The sequence below is a fragment of the Luteimonas sp. J29 genome (genome assembly GCF_000472505.1).
Classification (GTDB): domain Bacteria; phylum Pseudomonadota; class Gammaproteobacteria; order Xanthomonadales; family Xanthomonadaceae; genus Luteimonas.
In genome coordinates, this window is record NZ_AWZR01000003.1 from 281,998 (window position 1) to 302,433 (window position 20,436).

Annotated in this window: 20 protein-coding genes; 11 read left to right on the forward strand and 9 right to left on the reverse strand. The window is 71.4% G+C overall.

The genetic code is table 11. The features are described from left to right. Window positions 1-14: 14 nt before the first annotated feature. From LUTJ29_RS0106260 to LUTJ29_RS0106280, 5 genes are all read right to left on the reverse strand, one after another. Window positions 15-2,297, reverse strand: a complete 2,283-nt coding sequence (locus LUTJ29_RS0106260; protein ID WP_027071784.1) for a thiamine pyrophosphate-dependent enzyme — start codon at window positions 2,295-2,297, stop codon at window positions 15-17. 9 nt (window positions 2,298-2,306) lie between these two features. Then, entirely contained in the window at window positions 2,307-2,996 is a 690-nt protein-coding gene (locus tag LUTJ29_RS16430; RefSeq protein WP_146310006.1) for a glutathione S-transferase family protein, read from the reverse strand. Further along, window positions 2,993-3,544, reverse strand: coding sequence for a GNAT family N-acetyltransferase (locus LUTJ29_RS0106270; RefSeq protein ID WP_027071785.1), 552 nt, complete (start codon window positions 3,542-3,544; stop codon window positions 2,993-2,995). The genes LUTJ29_RS16430 and LUTJ29_RS0106270 overlap by 4 nt, the downstream gene beginning before the upstream one ends. Before the next feature lie 76 nt (window positions 3,545-3,620). Then, window positions 3,621-4,784: an acyl-CoA dehydrogenase family protein gene (locus tag LUTJ29_RS0106275; RefSeq protein WP_027071786.1), complete on the reverse strand. Its 1,164-nt coding sequence runs from the start codon at window positions 4,782-4,784 to the stop codon at window positions 3,621-3,623. A 224-nt stretch (window positions 4,785-5,008) separates the two neighbouring features. Continuing rightward, a complete protein-coding gene (locus LUTJ29_RS0106280) occupies window positions 5,009-5,791 on the reverse strand; it encodes a glycine zipper 2TM domain-containing protein (protein ID WP_043740641.1) in 783 nt (260 codons plus the stop codon). A 167-nt stretch (window positions 5,792-5,958) separates the two neighbouring features. On the opposite strand from LUTJ29_RS0106280, the gene LUTJ29_RS0106285 reads away from it, so the two are divergent. Both LUTJ29_RS0106285 and LUTJ29_RS0106290 read left to right on the forward strand, forming a co-directional pair. Then, on the forward strand, window positions 5,959-6,186 hold the full coding sequence (locus LUTJ29_RS0106285; protein WP_027071788.1) for a DUF6116 family protein: 228 nt from the start codon (window positions 5,959-5,961) through the stop codon (window positions 6,184-6,186). A gap of 21 nt (window positions 6,187-6,207) precedes the next feature. Beyond that, window positions 6,208-6,975: a TatD family hydrolase gene (locus LUTJ29_RS0106290; protein WP_027071789.1), complete on the forward strand. Its 768-nt coding sequence runs from the start codon at window positions 6,208-6,210 to the stop codon at window positions 6,973-6,975. Between the two features lie 15 nt (window positions 6,976-6,990). Here LUTJ29_RS0106290 and LUTJ29_RS0106295 read toward each other — a convergent pair whose 3' ends face one another. Continuing rightward, window positions 6,991-7,785, reverse strand: coding sequence for a tRNA threonylcarbamoyladenosine dehydratase (locus LUTJ29_RS0106295; RefSeq protein WP_027071790.1), 795 nt, complete (start codon window positions 7,783-7,785; stop codon window positions 6,991-6,993). A gap of 60 nt (window positions 7,786-7,845) precedes the next feature. On the opposite strand from LUTJ29_RS0106295, the gene LUTJ29_RS0106300 reads away from it, so the two are divergent. The 6 genes from LUTJ29_RS0106300 (at window position 7,846) to LUTJ29_RS0106325 (ending at window position 13,462) form a co-directional block, all read left to right on the forward strand. Next, window positions 7,846-8,325 carry a cytochrome c gene (locus LUTJ29_RS0106300; protein ID WP_051322762.1) on the forward strand — a complete coding sequence of 160 codons (480 nt, stop codon included), beginning with the start codon at window positions 7,846-7,848 and terminating at the stop codon, window positions 8,323-8,325. 165 nt (window positions 8,326-8,490) lie between these two features. Further along, window positions 8,491-8,955: a hypothetical protein gene (locus LUTJ29_RS0106305; protein WP_027071792.1), complete on the forward strand. Its 465-nt coding sequence runs from the start codon at window positions 8,491-8,493 to the stop codon at window positions 8,953-8,955. 171 nt (window positions 8,956-9,126) lie between these two features. Then, window positions 9,127-9,630 (forward strand): DUF456 domain-containing protein, encoded by a 504-nt coding sequence (locus LUTJ29_RS0106310; protein ID WP_027071793.1) that lies wholly within the window; start codon window positions 9,127-9,129, stop codon window positions 9,628-9,630. A 56-nt stretch (window positions 9,631-9,686) separates the two neighbouring features. Continuing rightward, window positions 9,687-10,874 carry a mechanosensitive ion channel family protein gene (locus LUTJ29_RS16435; protein ID WP_051322763.1) on the forward strand — a complete coding sequence of 396 codons (1,188 nt, stop codon included), beginning with the start codon at window positions 9,687-9,689 and terminating at the stop codon, window positions 10,872-10,874. Continuing rightward, complete coding sequence (locus tag LUTJ29_RS0106320) at window positions 10,871-12,034, forward strand: phospholipase A (protein WP_027071794.1); 1,164 nt, start codon at window positions 10,871-10,873, stop codon at window positions 12,032-12,034. The genes LUTJ29_RS16435 and LUTJ29_RS0106320 overlap by 4 nt, the downstream gene beginning before the upstream one ends. Before the next feature lie 162 nt (window positions 12,035-12,196). Then, window positions 12,197-13,462, forward strand: coding sequence for a phospholipase D-like domain-containing protein (locus LUTJ29_RS0106325; protein ID WP_027071795.1), 1,266 nt, complete (start codon window positions 12,197-12,199; stop codon window positions 13,460-13,462). 20 nt (window positions 13,463-13,482) lie between these two features. Here LUTJ29_RS0106325 and LUTJ29_RS0106330 read toward each other — a convergent pair whose 3' ends face one another. The 3 genes from LUTJ29_RS0106330 to LUTJ29_RS16440 form a co-directional block, all read right to left on the reverse strand. Further along, window positions 13,483-14,118, reverse strand: coding sequence for a glutathione S-transferase family protein (locus LUTJ29_RS0106330; RefSeq protein ID WP_027071796.1), 636 nt, complete (start codon window positions 14,116-14,118; stop codon window positions 13,483-13,485). Between the two features lie 92 nt (window positions 14,119-14,210). Further along, a complete protein-coding gene (locus tag LUTJ29_RS0106335) occupies window positions 14,211-15,731 on the reverse strand; it encodes a fumarate hydratase (protein WP_027071797.1) in 1,521 nt (506 codons plus the stop codon). A gap of 33 nt (window positions 15,732-15,764) precedes the next feature. Continuing rightward, on the reverse strand, window positions 15,765-16,874 hold the full coding sequence (locus LUTJ29_RS16440) for a LacI family DNA-binding transcriptional regulator (RefSeq protein ID WP_084524711.1): 1,110 nt from the start codon (window positions 16,872-16,874) through the stop codon (window positions 15,765-15,767). A 96-nt stretch (window positions 16,875-16,970) separates the two neighbouring features. Here LUTJ29_RS16440 and LUTJ29_RS0106345 point away from each other — a divergent pair, with 96 nt between their 5' ends. From LUTJ29_RS0106345 to LUTJ29_RS0106355, 3 genes are read left to right on the forward strand one after another with little or no spacing between them, the layout of a single operon-like run. Continuing rightward, window positions 16,971-18,038, forward strand: coding sequence for a sugar phosphate isomerase/epimerase family protein (locus tag LUTJ29_RS0106345; RefSeq protein WP_027071798.1), 1,068 nt, complete (start codon window positions 16,971-16,973; stop codon window positions 18,036-18,038). 28 nt (window positions 18,039-18,066) lie between these two features. After that, a complete protein-coding gene (locus tag LUTJ29_RS0106350) occupies window positions 18,067-19,290 on the forward strand; it encodes a nucleoside permease (protein ID WP_027071799.1) in 1,224 nt (407 codons plus the stop codon). 10 nt (window positions 19,291-19,300) lie between these two features. Next, complete coding sequence (locus LUTJ29_RS0106355) at window positions 19,301-20,425, forward strand: Gfo/Idh/MocA family oxidoreductase (RefSeq protein WP_027071800.1); 1,125 nt, start codon at window positions 19,301-19,303, stop codon at window positions 20,423-20,425. Window positions 20,426-20,436 lie beyond the last annotated feature (11 nt).

A 20,436-nucleotide genomic window follows, 5' to 3' on the forward strand; every position in this document is an offset into this window, starting at 1 on the left:
GATCGCGGGCGCGCTCAGCCGCCGTCGGCGGCCAGCGCGTCGGCGGCGGCGACGATGTCGGCTTCCGACGGGATCACCAGGAACGCCGCGCCCGCCAGCGGAGTGAACGTGTCGGCGCCGACCACGCGGCGGAACGGCCGCGCGCGGTAGCCGCCTTCCGCGATCGCGGTGATGATGCCCTCGCCCACCCCGGCGCTGCGGCGACCCTCGTCGACGACGAGGATGCGCGCGCATTCCGACGCGTGGCGCACGATCGCCGCCTCGTTGAGCGGCACCAGCCAGCGCAGGTCGACCACGCGCACGCGCCAGCCGTGGCGGGCCTGGATCGTGCGCGCGGCGCGCAGGCTCATCGGCACGCCGTTGCCGAAGGTGAACACCACCAGGTCGGTGGCGTCGGCGTCGTAGACCCGCTCCTCGCCCAGATCCATCGCCACGTCGGGCGCGGGGTACTCTGTGAGCCAGCCGCCGTCGCCGGGCTCGTGCAGGTCCTTGGTCATGTACAGCGCGATCGGCTCGAGGAACGCGCACACCCGCCCGTCCACCTTCGCCAGCGCCATCAGCGTGCGCAGCATCGTCGCCGCGTCGTCGCCGCGGCTCGGGCACCCGACCACCAGGCCCGGGATGTCGCGCAGCGCGGTGATCGAGTTGTCGTTGTGGAAGTGGCCGCCGAAGCCGCGCTGGTAGCCGAGCGAGGCGATCCGCATCACCATCGGGTTGCGGTACTGGCCGTTGCTGAAGAACTGCAGGCTCGCCGCTTCGCCGCGGATCTGGTCGCAGGCGTTGTGGAAGTAGGCCAGGTACTGGATCTCGGGCAGCGGCAGCAGGCCCATGTTGGCGTAGCCCTGGGCGAGGCCCAGGATGATGGTCTCGTCGAGCAGGGTGTTGAACACGCGCCGCGGGCCGAACGCGCGGTACAGGCCCTTGGTGATGGTGTACACGCCGCCCTTCTGGGCCACGTCCTCGCCGAACAGCAGCGCTTCGGGGTACTTGGCGAAGAGGTCGTGCAGCGCGGCGTTGATCTGCAGCGCCAGGTGCCTGCGCCCCAGCCGCTCGGGCAGCTTCGCCTCGCTGCCGAACGCCTGCACGCGCGCCGCCGGCCCGGGCGCGCGCCTGGCTTCGGCCCGCACCGCGTCCGGCGTGTACGGCGCCAGCGGCGCCACCACCTCGGCCAGCGAGGTGAGCTTGGGGCGACGGTCGGCCTCCTCGGCCGCGGCGAAGCAGCGTGCGCGGATCGTCTCGTACTGGTCCAGCAGCTGCTCGCGCGTGTACAGCCCCGATTCGAGCGCGATCGCGGCCGAGCGCAGCAGCGGGTCGGTCGCCTCCACCGCGCACAGCTCGGCCAGGCTGCGCCACTCGATCTCGAAGTCGGTGCCGGCGTGGCCCATGATCCGGGTGGTGCGCAGGTGCAGGAAGGTCGGGCGGCGGGTGCGGCGGCTATGCTCGACCGCGCGTTGCACGTCGGCGTAGCCGGCGGCGAGGTCGAGGCCGTCGGCCTGGAAGTAGTCGAGGTCCCGGCGGTGCGCGAAGTTGCGCGCCACCCAGCCGTCCGGGGTCTTGACCGAGATGCCGATGCCGTTGTCCTCGCACACGAACAGCACCGGCGCGGGCAGCTTCTGGTAGGCGGTCCAGGCCGCGGCGTTGAACGCGGTCTGCGCGGTCGCGTGGTTGCTGGACGCGTCGCCGAACGAGCACAGCACGATGCTGTCCTCGGGGACCGGCAGGGCGTGCCCGATCCGCCGGCCCTGCTCGATCGCGATCGCGGTGCCGAATGCCTTGGGAAGGTGCGAGGCGATGGTCGAGGTCTGGGGCAGCACCCACAGCGGCTTGCTGCCCCACACCTTGTGGCGGCCGCCGGAGGCCGGGTCCTCGGCGCTGGCGGCGAAGCTGAGCGCCGAGTCCATCACCGGATCCATGCCCGGGAGCTTGCGGAAGCGCTCGGCCATGAACGCGCCGCTGCGGTAATGCAGGAACGCCGGGTCGGTATGCCGGGCCAGGCGCGCCACCATGGCGTTGCCCTCGTGGCCGCTCGATCCGATGGTGTAGAAGACCTTGTTCTGGACGCGCAGCACGCGCGCCATCAGGTCGAGGTGGCGGCTGACCAGCTGCGATTCGAACAGTTCGCGGAACCCGCGCGCGTCCAGTGCGCTGCCCGGAAGCACGGGTTCGTCGTCGCGCGGCGCGGGCCGGGGCGTTCCGCGCCAGCCGCGCACGAACTCCTGGAAATTGGCGTCGCAGACTTCGGCGCGGTTGACGCCGCGCATGCGGGCGGGGATGGGATCGGGGACGGTGTTGAACATCGGATCTCGTCAGTGGCGGGCACGCCCGCCGTCATCTTCGTGGCCGGGCCGGCCGGCCTGCATCGACAGCGCGATCCACTCGCGTGCCTGCCCGGATGCCGGCGGCATCTCGACGAAGCCGGGGGTGGCCCGCACGCGCTGCAGCCAGTCCAGCAGCGCGGGGTAGCCGGAAAGGTCGAAGCCGCCGTCGCCGGCGACGGCGGTGTAGGCGAACAGGGCGATGTCGGCGATGCCGTACTCCTGCCCGGTGAACCAGCGCTGCCCGCCGAGGTGCCGCTCCATCACCGCCAGCGCCTGGTGGCCGCGCTCGCGCAGCCGCGGCAGGTCCGCCCGCCGCGGGGAGTCGGGCGGCGCCCAGCCGCAGATGAAGCGCGCCACCGCGATGTACGGCTCGTGGCTGTACTGCTCGAAGAACATCCAGCTCAGCGCCTGGGCACGCTGCCACGGATCGGACGGCAGGAACCGGCTGCCGTCGGCCAGCCAGTGCAGGATCGCGTTCGACTCCACCAGCACCCGGCCGTCGCCGAGCTCGAGCACCGGCACCTTGCCGTTGGGGTTCTTCGCCAGGAATTCCGGCGTGCGGGTATCGCCGCCCAGCAGGTCGACCTCGCGCCAGTGGTGCCCGCGCCCGAGCTGGGAGAGCAGCAGTTTCAGCTTGTGGCAGTTGCCGGACCAGGACGTGCCGTGGATCGTGATCATCGCCCGCCCTCTTTCCTCGCCAGCCACTGCGCGCGCGTCTGGCCCCAGATCCCGCACGGCGCCTCGTGGAACGGCGGTGGCAGGCGGCCCTCGCCGCGGTAGGTGGAACCCAGCCGGCGGGCCACGTTCTGCGAGGCGGTGTTCTCGGGCGCGATGCAGTGGATGAACTCGTTCCAGTCCAGGTGTCCGAGCGCCCAGTCGATCGCAGCCGCCAGCCCCTCGGTGGCGTAGCCCTTGCCCCAGGCATCGGGGTGGAGCATGTAGCCGATCTCGTTGCCGGGCCAGCCATCCGGGCGCCAGGGCCCGCCCTGTCCCAGCCAGCGTCCGCTGTCGCGGTCGATGAAGGAGAACATGCCGAAGCCCTGGATCGCCCACGCACCCGGCTGCTGCAGGAACTTGCGCCAGGCCGCGCCGCGCGGGAGGTGCCCGCCGATGTAGCGCGCCGCGACCGGGTCTCCGACCAGTTCGGCGAAGCGGTCGAAGTCCTCCGCCTGCGGCAGCCTCAGCAGCAGGCGTTCGGTCTCGATTCGGATGTCAGGAAGCGTCATGCCCTCTCCCGAGCCGGTTGCATCGCGCGCGCCGCCGGACGGCCGCAACCGCGCCGGCGCCGCGCGGGGCCGATGCTCAGAACGCGTTGATGCCGGTGAGCTCGCGGCCCACCACCAGCTGGTGCACCGTTTCGGTGCCCTCGTAGGTGATCACCGATTCCATGTTCAACGCGTGGCGGATCGGGCAGTGCTCGGTGGTGATGCCTGCACCGCCGAGCAGGTCGCGCGCTTCGCGCGCGATGTCGATCGCCATCCGGCAGTTGTTCCACTTCGCCAGCGACACCTGGGTCGGCTGCATCTTCCCCGCGTCCTTGAGCCGGCCCAGCTGCAGGCTCAGCAGCTGCGCGGTGGTGATGCGGCGGGCCCAGTCGGCCATCTTGACCTGCGCGCTCTGGGTCGCGGCCACCGGGCGGCCGAACAGGATCCGCTCCCTGGAGTACGCCAGCGCCTCGTCCAGGCACGCGATGGCCGCGCCGATCGGGCCCCAGGTGATGCCGTAGCGGGCCTGGGTCAGGCAGCCCAGCGGCCCCTTCAGCCCCTTCACCACCGGCAGGCGGTTGGCCTCGGGCACCCGCACGCCGTCGAAGAACAGCGCGCTGGTCACCGAAGCGCGCAGGCTCATCTTGTGCTTGACCTCCTGCGCGGTGAAGCCGGGCATCCCCTTCTCCACGATGAAACCCTGGATGCCGTCGTCGGTCTGCGCCCAGGCGATGGCGATGTGGGCGAGGTTGCCGTTGGTGATCCACATCTTCGACCCGTTGAGCACCCAGTCGCCGCCGTCCTTCCTGGCATGGGTCTTCATGTTGGCCGGGTCGGACCCGCCGTGCGGCTCGGTCAGGCCGAAGCAGCCGATCACGTTGCCCGCGGCCATCTCCGGCAGCCAGCGCCGCTTCTGCTCTTCGGTGCCGTAGGCGTAGATCGGGTACATGCACAGCGAGGACTGCACGCTGGCGAAGCTGCGCAGGCCGCTGTCGCCGCGCTCGAGTTCCTGGCAGATCAGGCCGTAGCTCACCGAATTGAGCCCGGCGCAGCCGTACTCCTCGGGCAGGGTCGCGCCAAGCAGGCCGAGCGACGCCATCTCCGGGACCAGCTCGACCGGGAACCGGCCCTGGTCGAAGCACTCGCCGATGATCGGAAGCACGCGCTCGTCGGTGAAGCGCGCAACGCTGTCCTGCACCGCGCGCTCCTCCTCGCTGAGAAGGGATCGCACGTCGTACAGGTCGTGGGGATGCAGGGCCATGGGGAAACCTCTCCTGGGAATCCGCACATGATAGCCGTCGACGCACCCGCGCCGCCCCCCGCCGAAGGCCATGGCACGGAGCGTCGTGGGCTGTCCGGCGCCCGCCCGACGTGGCTGCCGGAGCGCTGCACACCTTGCCACCGGCACCAAACGGAAACGCCGCGGCCCTTGCGGGTCGCGGCGTTCCGTGTCCAGCGGCCCGGCCGTGCCGGGCAAATCCGCTCTTACTGGAGGTTGCTGCCGGCGGAGGCCACGTCGCTCCCGGCGCCCGAGACCTTGGCCAGCACCTGGCCGTCGAGCACCGGCAGGCGGTCGCCCGGATCCTCGGCCAGGCGCACGGTGCGCTCGGCGCCGTCGTAGCGATAGGTCACGTCGTAGGCGACGGTCCGGTCCTCGGTGCCGAGCGCGATGCGCTCGCCGGGCTTGTCGGCGGTGCGCATGGTGCCCGTGGTGCCGTCCGGATTGCGGTAGGTGACGTTCCAGGCCACGGTGCGCGAGGACTGCGACGAATCCTGCACCGTGCGGCACTGGCGCTCGACCCGCTCGACCACCTTTCCGCCGACGTGGTTGCGGTCGATGCGGTTGCCGATCACACCGCCGGCCGCGGCGCCGGCCACGGTGGCCAGCTTGCGGCCCTTGCCGCCACCGACCTGGTTGCCGACCAGGCCGCCCACCACGGCACCGGCCACGGTGCCGCCGACGTTGCCGTCGCGCTCGGGCAGGCGCTCCTGCACCACCACGTCCTGGCACACCTCGCGCGGCGTGGTCGAGGTCGTGGTCTCGCGCACCGGCTCGGCGCCGAGCACGGTCGCGTACAGCTCGGTCTTTTCCGTGACCGGGGTCACCGAGACCACCGTGGCGTAGTCGAGCTTGCCCGTCTCCTCCGCCGCCTCCTGCACGGAGCCGGCCTCGGGGGACCGGTCGCGGCTGTTGTGGTAGGCACCCACGGCGACGCCGCCGACCAGCAGCGCAGCCAGCGCAACTGCGAGGGTATTGCTCTTGCTCACGGGGTTTCCTCCTGCGGGGTCGTGCCCGCCTCGTGCGTTCGTCAAGATTCCATCACTTCCAAGCTGAACAAGAGCCGGGGGAAGTTCCCCGCAAGCTGACGGCGCGGTGAATCGCTCGCGGGTGCGCCGTGCTAGCGTGAACTCCGTCGCGTATTCCAGGAATGCCCATGGCCAACCCCCTGCTGCTGCCCCTGCTCGACCGGGCGCGGCGACTGCGCTACCCGACCCTGTTCAAGCTCACGGCGCTGGCATTCGCCATCAGCGTGCTGTGGCCCGACCCGGTGCCCTTCATCGACGAGATCGTGCTGGGGCTTGGCACGCTGCTGCTGGCGAACTGGAAGCAGCGCAAGGCGCCGCCGGAGACGCCCGCGGGCGAGTCCCGCCCCCCGTCCTGAACCGGGCCGGAGCCGCGGACGATGGAGCTGGTCGACAGCCACTGCCACCTCGACGCCCCGGAGTTCGACCGCGACCGCGCCGCGGTGCTCGATCGCGCCCGCGCGGCCGGCGTGCGCCAGCAGGTCGTGCCCGCGGTCGAGGCCGCGGAATGGCCGAAGCTGCGCGAGGTGTGCCGTGCGGCCGACGGGCTGCATCCCGCGTACGGCCTGCACCCGATGTACCTGGCCGCGCATCGCCCCGGGCACCTGGAGGACCTGCGCGGCTGGATCGAACGCGAACGGCCGGTGGCGGTGGGCGAATGCGGCCTCGACTACTACGTCGAAGGCCTCGACCACGCCGCGCAGCAGGCCTGCTTCGACGCCCAGCTGCGGCTGGCGCGCGAGTTCGGGCTGCCCGTGATCGTGCATGCGCGGCGCGCGGTGGATGCGGTGATCGCCAGCCTGCGCCGGGTCGGCGGGCTGCGCGGCGTCGTGCACAGCTGGTCGGGCAGCGAGGAGCAGGCAGGCCAGCTGTGGAAGCTGGGATTCCTGCTCGGCATCGGCGGTCCGATCACCTACGAACGGGCGCGGCGGCTGCGCCGGCTGGTGGCGACCATGCCGCTGGAGTACCTGCTGCTGGAAACCGATGCGCCCGACCAGCCGGACGCCGGCATCCGCGGCCAGCGCAACGAGCCGGCGCGCCTGGCGGCGGTGCTCGACGCGGTGGCCGCCCTGCGGCGCCAGCCTCGCGAAGACATTGCGCGCGCGACGACCGCCAACGCGGCGCGCCTGTTCGGCCTTCCGCTTTGACGCGGGGCCCGGCGATCAGCCCGCGCGCGGCTTGAGCAGCACCTCCAGCGCCTTGCCGGCGGCCGCGAACGCGAACGTGCCGGTGACGTGGGTGGCCGCGCCGAGGCCGACGCCACAGTCGAGCTTGAGCGCAGCGTCCGGACCCAGCTCCGGGCGCAATCCGCAGACCGAGCCGTCGGGCTGCGGATACTTCACGTTTTCCAGCGAGTACACCGCTGGCACGCCGAAGTAGCGGTCGCGGTTCTTCGGAAAGTTGAACCCGGACCGCAGCTTCTTGCGGATCAGCGCCAGCAGGGCGTCGTGCTCGGTGCGCGAGAGGTCGCGCACCCGCACCAGGGTCGGGTCGGTGCGACCGCCCGCGGCGCCGACCGTGATCACCGGCAGCTTGCGCCGCCGGCACCAGGCGATGAGCTCGACCTTGCTGCGGAAGCTGTCGCAGGCGTCGAGCACCAGATCGAAGCGCCGGTCGAGCAGCTCGCCCAGGTTGCCGGGGGTGAGGAAGGCCGGCACCACGTCGAGCGAGATCGCCGGGCTGATCGCGCGGCAGCGCTCGGCCATGGCCTCGGCCTTGTTGCGGCCATAGCCGCCGTCGAGCGCCGGCAGCTGGCGGTTGGTGTTGGACAGGCACAGGTCGTCGGCGTCGATCAGCGACAGGTGGCCGACCGCGCTGCGGGCCAGCGCCTCGACCAGCCACGATCCCACGCCGCCCAGGCCGACCACGGCCACCCGGCGCGTGCGCAGGCGCTCGACCGCGCCGCGGCCGTAGAGCCGGTCGATCCCGGCGAAGCGTTCGTTCCAGACGGCGTCCATCCGGCAAGTCTAACGGCGCGCGCGCGTGCTATCGTCGCCGCGCCCGCTTCGGAGGACCCCATGTCGACCACGCCCAGCCCCGGACCTGCACCTGCCGCCTCCAACCCGTCGCGCAAGCCGCCGTCGGCCGCCGGCCGCTACCTGTTCGTGTTCCTGCTCGGGCTGGTCCTGGGCATTGTCGCCGTGGTGATGCTGCTGCGCACCCTGGAAGGGCGCAAGACCTGGCGCGACCATTACCCCGAGGCGCTCATGCACCTGCTGTCGGCGCACACCGCGCAGCTGCGCGCGAGCACCGAGGCCAACCGCTGCAGCCCCACCGACACCCTGCCCCACCTGCAGGCGCTGCGCAGCCTCGGCAACGACTTCGAACGCGCCTTCCCGGAACTGCGCGACGACGCGCGCTTCGTCGGCCACGCCGCGCAGTTCCGTGGCACCCTCGATGCCGCGCTCGCCTCGCCCCCGCTCGGCTGCGAAGGCGTCGGCCAGGCGGCAGCCAAGGTGGGCGAAGCCTGCAAGGCATGCCACCAGGACTACCGCTGACGCCGCCTGCGCACGGCTGAACCGCGACTGCACGGCGGCCTCGGCGCCGCCGCGCGCGGCCGCCACGGTTGCCGCGGCGTTCACCGCGACCCGCCTAGTGTCCGAGCCGTGCCGCACGTGGCGGCCGCCGAACACGAACGCGAGGAGTCCCCGATGAACAACCGCATGCGCACCACCTGCATCGCCGCCGCGGCCGCCCTGGCGCTGGCCGGCTGCGCCAGCACCTCGCCCAACTACGGGTCGGGGTACGGCACCACGCCCGTCCCGTCCGGTTCGCGCTGCTACGACTGCGGCACGGTGGTGGCGATCGAAACCGGTTCCGCCGACGGCGGCACCAATGTCGCCGGCCCGGTGCTGGGCGGCATCGTCGGTGCAGTCGCCGCCAAGGAGCTGGCGCGCCGCAATACCGACAGCGAAGGTCGCCGCAACGTCGCCATCGCCGCGGGCGCCGCCGGTGGCGCGGTCGCCGGCAACGCGATCCAGAACCGGGTCGAGGGCAACCGCAGCGGGTACACGCTCCACGTGCGCATGGACGACGGTCGCACGACCACCGTCCACCAGGCGAACCTGGACGGGATCCGCGAGGGGTCGTACGTGCGGGTCCAGAACGGCCGCGCCTGGCTGTACTGATCGTCCGCGCGCCGGGCTCCGCTCCGGCGACACCCCTGAGAACGCCGCCGGCCACGCCCGGCGGCGTTCTCGCGTGCGCTCCGCGGAGCCTGGCGGCAAGGCTCGCGGAGGTGGCAGCCGCCTGACACAATCGACCGCAGCGCGGCCCCGGTCCGGCCGCCGGAGTCCACCATGGACGCACAATCGATCTGGTACGCCGTCGCCGTGTTGCTGGTGCTGCTGGGCCTCGCGGGGATCCTGTTGCCGGCCATCCCCGGCCTGCCGCTGGTTTTCCTCGGGATGCTGGTCGCGGCCTGGGCCGGCGGCTTCGAGCAGGTCGGGGGCTGGACCCTGCTGGTGCTGGCGATCCTGACCCTGGTCTCGATCGGGATCGACTTCCTCGCCTCGGCCGCGGGCGCACGCAAGGTGGGCGCCAGCCGGCTGGCGGTGGCGGGTGCCCTGCTGGGCACCATCGTCGGCCTGTTCTTCGGCTTCGTCGGCGTATTCGTCGGCCCCTTCGTGGGCGCGGTGGCCGGCGAACTGGCGGCTCGCCGCGGCGTCGGCCACGGCGACATCGGCCAGGCGACGAAAGTGGGCATCGGCACCTGGTTCGGGCTCTTCGTCGGCATCGTCCTGAAGCTGACGCTCGCGTTCGCGATGATCGGCATCTTCGCCCTCGCCTGGTTCACCGATTGACGCGCACGTCAACCGACGTCGCTAGACTGCCGCCTCCGTCGCCGCCAACGTCACCGATGCGCCGTTTCCTGCTGGCCCCCTGCCTTCTGCTCCTCGTGGCGCTGTCGCTTGCGGTGCCGGCGGCCGCAGCGGTGACGCGCGACGCCGTGCCGCCCGCCACGGCGCCGGACGCTCGGCCTGCGCACGCCGCCGACGCGCAGGGCGTGGCGCCCGCGGCCCCACCCGCCGAGGAGTGGCTTCCCGACGGCGCACAGGTCCGCAGCCGCTTCGACGTAACCTTCGATCGCGTGCTCGCGCGCCTGGCCGAACTGGTGGCCAACCTGCCGCTGCTGCTGGCCGCGATCGTGATCGTGCTGGTGGCGGCCTGGATCGGCGGCTTCGTCTCGCGCCGGCTGCACCTGCTGCGCCTGCGCACCCACAACCCGTACATGAACGGGCTGATCCGCAACGTGGTGCGCAGCTTCATCATCCTGTGCGGCGTCCTGATCGCGCTGGACCTGCTCAACGCCACCGCGCTGGTCACCGCGGTGCTCGGCTCGGCCGGCGTGGTTGGCCTGGTGGTGGGCTTTGCGTTCAAGGACATCGCCGAGAACTACATCGCCGGGATCCTGCTGAGCCTGCGCCGGCCCTTCTCGCCCGGCGACCTGGTGGTGATCGACGGCAACGAGGGCCGGGTGGTCGCCCTGCACTCGCGCGCCACCATGCTCATGACCCTGGACGGAAACGAACTGCGGCTGCCCAACGCGCTGGTGTTCAAGGCCATCATCCTCAACTACACCCGCAACCCCAAGCGCCGCTTCGACTTCAGCGTGACCATCGATCCGGCGCAGTCGATCCGCCAGGCGCAGGCGCTGGCCCTGGAACAGATCCGGACCGTCGACGGACTGCTGTCCGACCCCGGTCCGTCCTGGAGCGTGCGGGAGTTCGCCCCCACCGGCACCGTGCTGCAGTTCTTCGGCTGGGTCGACCAGCGCCACAGCGACCTGGGCAAGGTGCGCAGCGAAGCGATCCGCCTGGTCAAGGCCGCCTTCGCGCGCGCCGGGATCGAGCAGCCGCGCGTCGTGTACCACGTGCGCATGGCGCGCGAGGATGCGCGCGACGGAGCCGCCGCACTGCACGAGCCGGCGCATTCGGCCGGCGCCGACACCTCGGTCAACCGCGACATCGACCAGCAGCTCGCCCAGGCCCGCCAGGCCGCCGAGGCCGGCGACGACCTCCTGGAACCAGGATCCGACCCCCGATGAACACCACCACGCTCCGAATCGTCCTGGCGCTGGCGCTGGCTCCGGCCGCTGCGCCGGCCTCCGCCCAGGAAGGCGGCGCCGAGCCGACCCTGGCCAGCTGCGCCGCGGTCGAGGCCGCCGCCGCGCGCCTGGCCTGCTACGACCGGCTCGCCCAGCGCACCGCCGAAAGCACGGAGGAAGCCGACCTGGCCGCCGCCCGCGCGCGGGAAGCGCTGCAGGCCACCACCGCCGCGGAAGCCGCGCCCGGGCGAGATCCTGACGCCCGCACCGACGACCTGTTCGTGCAGGACGAGGCGATCGGCCGTGCCCTGGCCAATGCCGGCCGCGGCTCGCTGCTCGACAGCCGCTGGGAGCTGGCGCGCGACTCCAAGCTCGGGATCTTCAACTTCCGCGTCTACAAGCCGGTGTACCTCATGCCGGCGTTCTGGACCTCGCGGGTCAACGACATGCCCACGTCGGAGAACCCGCGCAACACCGTGACCGAGCCGATGCAGCTCGACGCGCTCGAGACCAAGTACCAGCTCAGCTTCAAGACCAAGGCGGTCGAGAACCTGTTCGGCGACAACGGCGACATCTGGCTCGGCTACACCCAGTCCTCGCGCTGGCAGGTGTACAACGCCGAGCAGTCGCGCCCGTTCCGCGAAACCAACTACGAGCCGGAAGTGCTGCTGGTGTTCCGCAACGCCTACCACCTGCTGGGCTGGAGCGGGCGCATGGCGGCGGTGGGAATCAACCACCAGTCCAACGGCCGCGGCGAGCCGCTGTCGCGCAGCTGGAACCGGATCATGTTCAACATCGGCCTGGACCGCGACAACTGGGCGCTGATGCTGCGGCCCTGGATCCGCGTCTCGGACGGCGACGACGACGACAACCCCGACATCGAAGACTACATCGGACGTGGCGACGCCACGCTGACCTACGTGCGCGGGCGCAACGAGTTCTCGCTGATGGCGCGTCATTCGCTGCGCGGCGGGGACCGCTCGCACGGGGCGCTGCAGTTCGACTGGGGCTTCCCGATCCACCGTTCGCTGCCGATGCGCGGTCGGCTGCAGCTGTTCCATGGCTACGGCGAGAGCATGATCGACTACAACCACAAGGCGACCTACGTCGGCCTGGGCGTGTCGCTGCAGGAGTGGTTCGACCCTCGCTGGGGCCTGTAGGAGCGGCTTCAGCCGCGACCCCGGGAGCCGGCCGGACGGGGTGTCCTGGTCTCCGGTCGCGGCTGAAGCCGCTCGTGCAGCGGGGGTTTGGGGTTTCACGCGGCCGAGAGGGCCGGGGACGCAGACTGCCGGGTCACCCTCCCGCGCCCCGCCCGGAGCCCCATGTTCTGGACCATCGCCGTGACCGTCGTGCTCACGGTCCTTGCCGTGGTGCTGGCGATGAACTTCGCCACGCCCGAAAAGAAGATCGACCGCAAGGTCGTGCACCGCCACGCCGTGGCCGACCCGCAGTTCCGGCGCGAGATGTCGGTGCTGCTGGGTCCGGCGATCGCGCCGGGCAACCGGGTCACCGCGTTCCAGAACGGCGACCAGATCTTCCCGGCGATGCTCGAGGCGATCCGCGGCGCGCGGCGCACGATCAACATGGAGACCTACATCTACTGGTCTGGCGACACCGGCCAGACGTTCGCCGACGCGCTGTGCGAACGCGCCCGCGCCGGCGTCGCCGTGCACCTGGTCGTGGACTGGGCCGGCAGCATCCGCATGGACGACGCGCTGCTCGGGACCATGCAGGACGCCGGGGTGCGGGTGGAACACTACCGCCCGTTGCGCTGGTACAACCTGGGCCGACTCAACAACCGCACCCACCGCAAGCTGCTGGTGGTGGACGGCCGGGTCGGCTTCACCGGCGGCGTCGGCATCGCCGACCAGTGGAGCGGCCATGCGCAGGATCCCGACCACTGGCGCGAGACCCATTTCCGGGTCGAGGGCCCGGTGGTGGCGCAGCTGCAGTCGGCCTTCAACGACAACTGGATCAAGACCACCGGCGAACTGCTCAACGGACCCGACCACTTCCCACCGCTGGAGCGCGCCGGCGACATGGACGCGCACCTGTTCATCGCCTCGCCCGCCGGCGGCAGCGAGAGCATGCACCTGATGTACCTGCAGGCGGTGGCGGCGGCGGTGCGCAGCATCGACCTGTGCGCGGCCTACTTCGTGCCCGACCACCTGATCGCCCAGGCGCTGCTGGCGGCGCGCCAGCGCGGGGTCCGCGTGCGCGTGCTGCTGCCCGGGCCGCACATCGATTCGGAAACCGTGCGCCTGAGCTCGCGTGCCTCGTGGGGGCCGCTGCTCGAGGGCGGCGTCGAGATCCACGTCTACCAGCCGACCATGATCCACGTGAAGCTGCTGGTCGTGGACGGGGAGCTGGTGTCGGTGGGGTCGACCAACTTCGACATCCGCTCGTTCCGGCTCAACGACGAGGCCAGCCTAAACGTCTACGACCGGGAGTTCGCGCAGTCGATGACGCGGGTGTTCGAGGACGACCTGGCGCACTCGAAGCGGTACACCCTCGAAGACTGGAAGGCCCGCACCGCAAGGGAACGCTTCGCCGAGACCGTCGTGCGCCCGCTGCGCTCGCAGCTGTAGCGGCCGCGCCCGGCCGCCGCTCAGGTCCAGTCGGTGAGGCCCTCGCGCCGGTAAGCCTCTGCGAACGAGGGCAACGCCTTCATCCGCGACGCCAGCGCCGCGAGCGCCGGCCAGGTATCGGCCGGCCGCGGCATGTTGCGCGACCAGCGCATCAGCATGGTGAGCACGAAGTCGGCGGCGCTGCGCCTCTCCCCGAGCAGGTACGGCCCGTTCGTCGCGAGGTGGGCGTCGACCTGCGCCCAGGCCGATTCGACCTCGTCCATCGCCCGCGCCTGCACCGCGGGGACCTGGCCCTCGCCGGCGGGCTCGTGCGGATAGAACCAGCGGCGGTACGCCGGGATCAGCGTGGAGCCGCAGAACAGCATCCAGCGATACCAGGCGCCCCGCTCCGGCGACCCGACCGGCGGAGCCAGTCCCGCCCCGGGATGCAGATCCGCCAGGTGCATGGCGATGGCGACCGACTCGGTGAGCACCAGGCCGTCGATCACCAGGGCCGGCACCCTGCCCTGCGGGTTGATCGCGAGGTATTCCGGCGACTTATGCTCCTTGCGGTCGAAATCGAGCAGGCGCAGTTCGTGCGGCACGCCCAGTTCGATCAGCAGCCAGTGCACCACCAGCGAAGCGGCGCCGCTGGATCCGTAGAGGATCGTGGCCATGGGGACCTCCGGGGGCGGGACGGCCGAGTATCGCGCGCCCGCGCCATCCCTGCACGTCTGGCCCGCGACCGAGCCGGCCGGGCCCGCGCCGCTCAGGCGATCTCGACCACCGGGATCCTGCCGATCCGCGCCTGCCACTGGCGCGGGCCGGTGCGGTGGACCGACTCGCCGGTGGAGTCCACGGCGACGGTCACGGGCATGTCCTTGACCTCGAACTCGTAGATCGCCTCCATGCCCAGGTCCTCGAACGCGACCACGCGGCTGGCGCGGATCGCCTTGGAGACCAGGTAGGCCGAGCCGCCGACCGCCATCAGGTACACCGCCTTGTTGTCGCGGATCGCATCGATCGCCGCCTGGCCGCGCTCGGCCTTGCCGACCATGCCCAGCAGGCCGGTCTGCTCCAGCATCTGCCGGGTGAACTTGTCCATGCGGGTGGCGGTGGTCGGGCCGGCCGGGCCGACGACCTCGTCGCGCACCGGATCGACCGGGCCGACGTAGTAGATGAAGCGGTTGGTGAAGTCCACCGGCAGCGTCTCGCCGCGGCCCAGCATGTCGACCATGCGCTTGTGCGCGGCGTCGCGGCCGGTCAGCAGCCTGCCGTTGAGCAGCAGGACCTCGCCCGGCTTGAAGCTGGCCACTTCCTCGCGGGTGATGCTGTCCAGGTCCACGCGGCGGGCGTTGGTCGGGTTGTAGGTCAGCTTCGGCCAGTCCTCCAGCGACGGCGGGTCGAGGGCGACCGGGCCGCTGCCGTCGAGGGTGAAGTGGGCGTGGCGGGTGGCCGCGCAGTTGGGGATCATCGCCACCGGCAGGTTGGCCGCGTGGGTCGGGTAATCCTTGATCTTGATGTCCAGCACCGTGGTCAGGCCGCCCAGGCCCTGGGCGCCGATGCCCAGCGCGTTGACCTTCTCGTACAGCTCAAGGCGCAGCTCCTCGACCCGGTTGGACGGGCCGCGGGCGACCAGTTCCTGGATGTCGATCGGCTCCATCAGCGCTTCCTTGGCCAGCAGCATCGCCTTCTCGGCGGTGCCGCCGATGCCGATGCCGAGCATGCCCGGCGGGCACCAGCCGGCGCCCATGGTCGGCACGGTCTTGAGCACCCACTCGACGATGGAGTCGGACGGATTGAGCATGGCGAACTTCGATTTCGCCTCCGAACCGCCGCCCTTGGCGGCGACGATCACGTCGACCTTGTCGCCGGCGACGATCTTCACGTTCACCACGGCCGGCGTGTTGTCGCGCGTGTTGAGGCGCTTGCCGGCCGGATCGGCCAGCACCGAGGCGCGCAGCTTGTTGTCCGGATGGTTGTAGGCGCGGCGCACGCCTTCGTTGATCGCGTCCTCGATCGAGCCGGTGAAGCCCTCCCAGCGCACGTCCATGCCCACTTCCAGGAACACGGTGACGATGCCGGTGTCCTGGCAGATCGGACGATGCCCTTCGGCGCACATGCGCGAGTTGATCAGGATCTGCGCCATCGCGTCCCTGGCCGCCGGGGATTCCTCGCGCTCGTACGCGGCGGCGAGGTTGCGGATGTAGTCGACCGGGTGGTAGTAGCTGATGTACTGGAGCGCGTCGGCGATCGACTGGATCAGGTCGTCCTGCTTGATGACGGTCACGGCTGGCTCGCGGATGGCGGGGAAACGCCCATTTTAGCCGCGCGGCGTCCCCCGGCCGCCCCCGCCGCCGGGCCTGGCGCGGATCGAAGCGTTCCGCCGCCCGGATGCCGGCGACGACGCGCGGCGCCGGGCGTCGGCACGGCCAGCAGGCGACGCGGTCGAGCCGCGCACCACCAGGCGGAAGTCCAGGGTCTGCTGGTACGGCACTTCGGACGCATCGAGGATCGCGAGCAGCAGCTTGACGGCACGCGCGCCGATCTCGTGCATGGGCTGGCTGATGGTGGTCAGCGGCGGGCTCAGGTAGCGCGAGGAGGCCAGGTCGTCGAAACCGACGATCGAGAAGTCCTCGGGCACCCGGATGCCCCGCTCCCTGCACGCGGCCAGCATGCCCAGCGCCATCTGGTCGCTGAAGCAGAACGCCGCGGTCGCCACCGGCGCCGGGTCCAGCAGGGCCGTGGCGGCGGCATGGCCGGACTCCACCGAGAAGTCGCCCGGCGCGACCACCAGCTCCTGCAGGCAAGCGTGCGCGCGGGCCGCGGCGCGGGCGCCCTCCAGCCGCTGCCGGTGCAGGGGATTGTCGGGCGGCCCGCCCACCACCGCGACGCGCCGGTGCCCCAGCCCGTACAGGTGCTCCATCGCGGCGCGCGCCGCCGCGGCGTTGTCGATGTGGACGCTGGGGATACCCAGGGCCGGGTCGAATTCGCAGCCGTTGACCACCGGGGCGCCCGGCCCGCGGCGGCCGACGATCGCCCGCGCCGTCGGCGGCAGCCGGTGTCCCAGGACGATCATGCCGTCGGCCTCGTTGCGCGGCAGCATCTGCGCGTAGCGCTCCTCGCGCTCGGGCTGGTGCTGGGTATCCCCGACCAGGACCGCGTAGCCGGCCGCCTGAGCGGCCTCCTCGGCGCCCTTCAGGATCCGGGCGAAGAACGGGTTGCCGATGTCCGGGACGGTGATCAGGATCCGGCCGCTGCGCTGGGTCTTGAGTGTGCGGGCCACGGCATTGGGCACGTAGCCGAGCTCGGCGGCGGCCTGCTCGATGCGCGCGCGCGTGGCCGGAAGGACCTTCTCCGGCCGGGACAGGGCGCGCGACACCGTGCCCGCCGAGACCCCCACGTGCCTGGCGATGTCGTAGATGGTGGCCATGTCCCGTCCCGGATACCCCCGATGCAGTGCACAACGCGTGCCCCGATCATCGCATGCTAGGATCGGATGCAATCGATTGCATCAGGGTGGCTCGGCATGCGGACACTCCAGGGCCCGGCGCTGTTCCTGGCCCAGTTCATCGGTGAAGAGGCCCCGTTCGACCGGCTCGACTCCCTGGCCGCATGGGCCGCGGGGCTCGGCTATCGCGGCATCCAGGTGCCGACGGGCACGCCGCACATCTTCGACCTGGCCCGGGCGGCGGAGAGCCAGGCCTACTGCGACGAGCTGGCCGGCATGCTGGCCGGGCACGGGATCCGGATCACCGAACTGTCGACCCACCTGCAGGGCCAGCTGGTGGCCGTGCATCCGGCCTACGACGCGCTGTTCGACGGTTTCGCCCCCGAGGACCGGCGCGGCAACCCGGCCGCGCGCCAGGCCTGGGCGGTGGACCAGCTCAAGCTCGCGGCCCGGGCCAGCCAGCGCCTGGGACTCACCGCCCACGCCACCTTCTCCGGGGCGCTGGCCTGGCCGTACCTCTACCCCTGGCCGCAGCGTCCGCCAGGCCTGGTCGACGAGGCCTTCGCCGAACTCGGCCGCCGCTGGCGGCCGATCCTCGATGCCTTCGACGAGTGCGGCGTGGACCTGTGCTTCGAGATCCACCCGGGCGAGGACCTGCACGACGGCGCGACCTTCGAGCGCTTCCTCGACGCGGTCGACCACCACCCGCGGGCGAAGATCCTCTACGACCCGAGCCACCTGCTGCTGCAGCAGCTCGACTACCTGGGCTTCATCGACCGCTACCACGCCCGCATCGGCATGTTCCACGTCAAGGACGCCGAGTACCGCGCCGACGCGCGCAGCGGCGTGTACGGCGGCTATCAGGACTGGATCGACCGCCCCGGGCGCTTCCGTTCGCTGGGCGACGGCCAGATCGACTTCAAGGCGATCTTCTCCAGCCTGGCCCGGTACGACTTCCCCGGCTGGGCCGTCGTGGAGTGGGAGTGCTGCCTGAAGCACCCGGAGGACGGCGCGCGCGAAGGCGCGGCCTTCGTCCGCGACCACATCATCCGCGTCACCGAACACGCGTTCGACGATTTCGCCGGCAGCGGCGCCGACCGGCAGGCGCTGCGCGGCATGCTGGGGCTTTCGAATCCACACCGTTGATCCTGACACCGGGCTGGGAGGGGAAGTGATGACGTCCACGATGCCGCGCCTCGGCGTGATGATGTTCCTGCAGTTCTTCATCTGGGGGGCCTGGTTCGTGACCCTGGGCACCTACCTGGTGCAGGGCCCGCTGCAGGCCAGCGCCAGCCAGGTGGCGACCGCCTTCCTCAGCCAATCGATCGGCGCGATCGTGGCGCCGTTCCTGGTCGGCCTGATCGCCGACCGCTATTTCGCTGCGCAGCGCATCCTCGCCCTGCTCCACATCGCCGGCGCGGCGCTGATGTGGGGCGCGTCGACCGCGACCACCTTCCCCGTGTTCGCCGGCTTCGTGTTCGGCTACATGCTGCTGTTCATGCCCACCCTGGCCCTGGCCAACAGCGTGGCGATGCGGCACATGCAGTCGCCGGAGAAGCAGTTCCCGCCGGTGCGCGTGGCCGGCAGCATCGGCTGGATCGTCGCCGGCCTGCTGATCGGCTGGCTGGGCTGGGAGCAGACCCGCAGCCTCGAGCTCACCTTCCGCATGGCCGCCATCGCCTCGGCGCTGCTGGGCCTGTACGCCCTCACCCTGCCGCACACGCCGCCGCTGGCGCGCGACCGCAACGCGGGGCTGGGCGAGATCCTGGGACTGGACGCGGCGCTGCGCCTGCTGAAGTCGCGCGCCTACCTGGTGTTCTTCCTGGCCTCGATCGCGATCTGCATCCCGCTGTCGTTCTACTACAACTTCACCAACCCCTTCCTCAATGACGTCGGCGTGCGCGGCGCGGCCGGACTGCAGTCGCTGGGCCAGATGTCGGAGGTGCTGCTGATGCTGGCCATGCCGTTCCTGTTCGTGCGCCTGGGGGTGAAGGTCATGCTGGCGGTGGGCATGGCCGCGTGGGTCCTGCGCTACGTCATGTTCGCCTTCGGCGACGCGGAAGCCGGTTTCGCGCTGCTGGTGATCGGCATCGTGCTGCACGGCATCTGCTACGACTTCTTCTTCGTCACCGGCCAGATCTACACCGACGCGCGCGCCGGCCAGGCGTTCCGAAGCAGCGCGCAGGGCTTCATCACCCTGGCCACCTACGGCGTGGGCATGCTGATCGGCACCTTCCTGTCGGGCGCGGTCGTCGAGTACTACACCACCGACGCCGGACCGGACTGGCAGCGGATCTGGCTGTTCCCGGCCGGCGTGGCCCTGGTCGTGCTGCTGGCCTTCCTGTTCCTGTTCCGCGACGACCGGGTGGCCGCGCCTGCCGCGGCCCCCGCCAGCTGAGGACGACGCGATGGGTACGCTTGGAGTCGCGATCGTCGGCACCGGGATGATCGGCGCGGTGCACCGCCGCGCGGCGGTGCTGGCAGGCGCCGTCGTCCGCGGGGTGGCCGCGTCCACGCCGGAGCGCGCGCAGGAAGTGGCGCGGTCCTGGGGCGTCGCGAAGGCCTACGGCGGGATCGGGGACGTCGTCGCCGATCCGCAGGTGCAGGTCGTGCACGTGTGCACGCCCAACCACCTCCACCGGCCCATGGCGCAGGCCGCGCTGGAAGCCGGCAAGCACGTGGTCTGCGAGAAGCCGCTGGCCACCACCCTGGAAGACGCGCGCGCGCTCGCCGCACTGGCCGCGTCCACCGGGCTGGTGGCCACGGTGCCGTTCGTCTACCGCTACCACCCGGTCGTGCGCGAGGCGCGCGCGCGCGTTGCCGCAGGCGAACTGGGCCCGCTGCGGCTGATCCACGGCAGCTACCTGCAGGACTGGCTGCTGGATCCGGCCAGCAACAACTGGCGCGTGGATCCGGCGCTCGGCGGCGCGTCGCGCGTGTTCGCCGACATCGGATCGCACTGGTGCGACCTGGTGGAATGGGTGGGCGGCGAGCGCTTGGCCGAAGTCAGCGCGGTGTTCGAGACCGTGATCCCCGAACGCGCCGCGGCCACGGGCAAGAGCTTCTCCACGCCCGCGGCTGGTGGAGGCACCCAGGCGGTGTCCAGCGAGGACGTCGCTGCGGCCATGTTCAAGACCGGCAACGGCACCCTGGCGACGGTGACGGTGAGCCAGGTCTCGGCCGGGCGTCGCAACCGCCTCTGGTTCGAGATCGACGGCGCCAGGTCCAGCGTGGCATTCGACCAGGAGGACTGCGAGCGGCTGTGGATCGGCCATCCGGACCAGCGCGAGGAGGTGTTCGTGCGCGGACCCGGCGCCGGCAGCGCCGAGCAGCGCCGGCTCTCGATCCTGCCCGCCGGCCATGCGCAGGGCTATGCCAACTGCTTCGAGGCGTTCGTGGCCGACACCTACCGGGCGATCGCAGGCGAGCGCCCGGAAGGGCTGCCGACCTTCGAGGACGGCCTGCGCTCGGCGCTGATCGTCGACCGCGTCATCGCATCGGCCAGGTCGCGTGCGTGGACGCCGATCGCCTGAATCGCGGCGGC

What these genes read in the sequence shown, in the direction of transcription:
- LUTJ29_RS0106260 (WP_027071784.1), bottom strand. Translation starts at nt 2,297, where the DNA reads ATGTTCAACACCGTCCCCGATCCCATCCCCGCCCGCATGCGCGGCGTC.
- LUTJ29_RS16430 (WP_146310006.1), bottom strand. Translation starts at nt 2,996, where the DNA reads ATGATCACGATCCACGGCACGTCCTGGTCCGGCAACTGCCACAAGCTG.
- LUTJ29_RS0106270 (WP_027071785.1), bottom strand. Translation starts at nt 3,544, where the DNA reads ATGACGCTTCCTGACATCCGAATCGAGACCGAACGCCTGCTGCTGAGG.
- LUTJ29_RS0106275 (WP_027071786.1), bottom strand. Translation starts at nt 4,784, where the DNA reads ATGGCCCTGCATCCCCACGACCTGTACGACGTGCGATCCCTTCTCAGC.
- LUTJ29_RS0106285 (WP_027071788.1), top strand. Translation starts at nt 5,959, where the DNA reads ATGGCCAACCCCCTGCTGCTGCCCCTGCTCGACCGGGCGCGGCGACTG.
- LUTJ29_RS0106290 (WP_027071789.1), top strand. Translation starts at nt 6,208, where the DNA reads ATGGAGCTGGTCGACAGCCACTGCCACCTCGACGCCCCGGAGTTCGAC.
- LUTJ29_RS0106295 (WP_027071790.1), bottom strand. Translation starts at nt 7,785, where the DNA reads ATGGACGCCGTCTGGAACGAACGCTTCGCCGGGATCGACCGGCTCTAC.
- LUTJ29_RS0106300 (WP_051322762.1), top strand. Translation starts at nt 7,846, where the DNA reads ATGTCGACCACGCCCAGCCCCGGACCTGCACCTGCCGCCTCCAACCCG.
- LUTJ29_RS0106305 (WP_027071792.1), top strand. Translation starts at nt 8,491, where the DNA reads ATGCGCACCACCTGCATCGCCGCCGCGGCCGCCCTGGCGCTGGCCGGC.
- LUTJ29_RS0106310 (WP_027071793.1), top strand. Translation starts at nt 9,127, where the DNA reads ATGGACGCACAATCGATCTGGTACGCCGTCGCCGTGTTGCTGGTGCTG.
- LUTJ29_RS16435 (WP_051322763.1), top strand. Translation starts at nt 9,687, where the DNA reads ATGCGCCGTTTCCTGCTGGCCCCCTGCCTTCTGCTCCTCGTGGCGCTG.
- LUTJ29_RS0106320 (WP_027071794.1), top strand. Translation starts at nt 10,871, where the DNA reads ATGAACACCACCACGCTCCGAATCGTCCTGGCGCTGGCGCTGGCTCCG.
- LUTJ29_RS0106325 (WP_027071795.1), top strand. Translation starts at nt 12,197, where the DNA reads ATGTTCTGGACCATCGCCGTGACCGTCGTGCTCACGGTCCTTGCCGTG.
- LUTJ29_RS0106330 (WP_027071796.1), bottom strand. Translation starts at nt 14,118, where the DNA reads ATGGCCACGATCCTCTACGGATCCAGCGGCGCCGCTTCGCTGGTGGTG.
- LUTJ29_RS16440 (WP_084524711.1), bottom strand. Translation starts at nt 16,874, where the DNA reads ATGGCCACCATCTACGACATCGCCAGGCACGTGGGGGTCTCGGCGGGC.
- LUTJ29_RS0106345 (WP_027071798.1), top strand. Translation starts at nt 16,971, where the DNA reads ATGCGGACACTCCAGGGCCCGGCGCTGTTCCTGGCCCAGTTCATCGGT.
- LUTJ29_RS0106350 (WP_027071799.1), top strand. Translation starts at nt 18,067, where the DNA reads ATGACGTCCACGATGCCGCGCCTCGGCGTGATGATGTTCCTGCAGTTC.
- LUTJ29_RS0106355 (WP_027071800.1), top strand. Translation starts at nt 19,301, where the DNA reads ATGGGTACGCTTGGAGTCGCGATCGTCGGCACCGGGATGATCGGCGCG.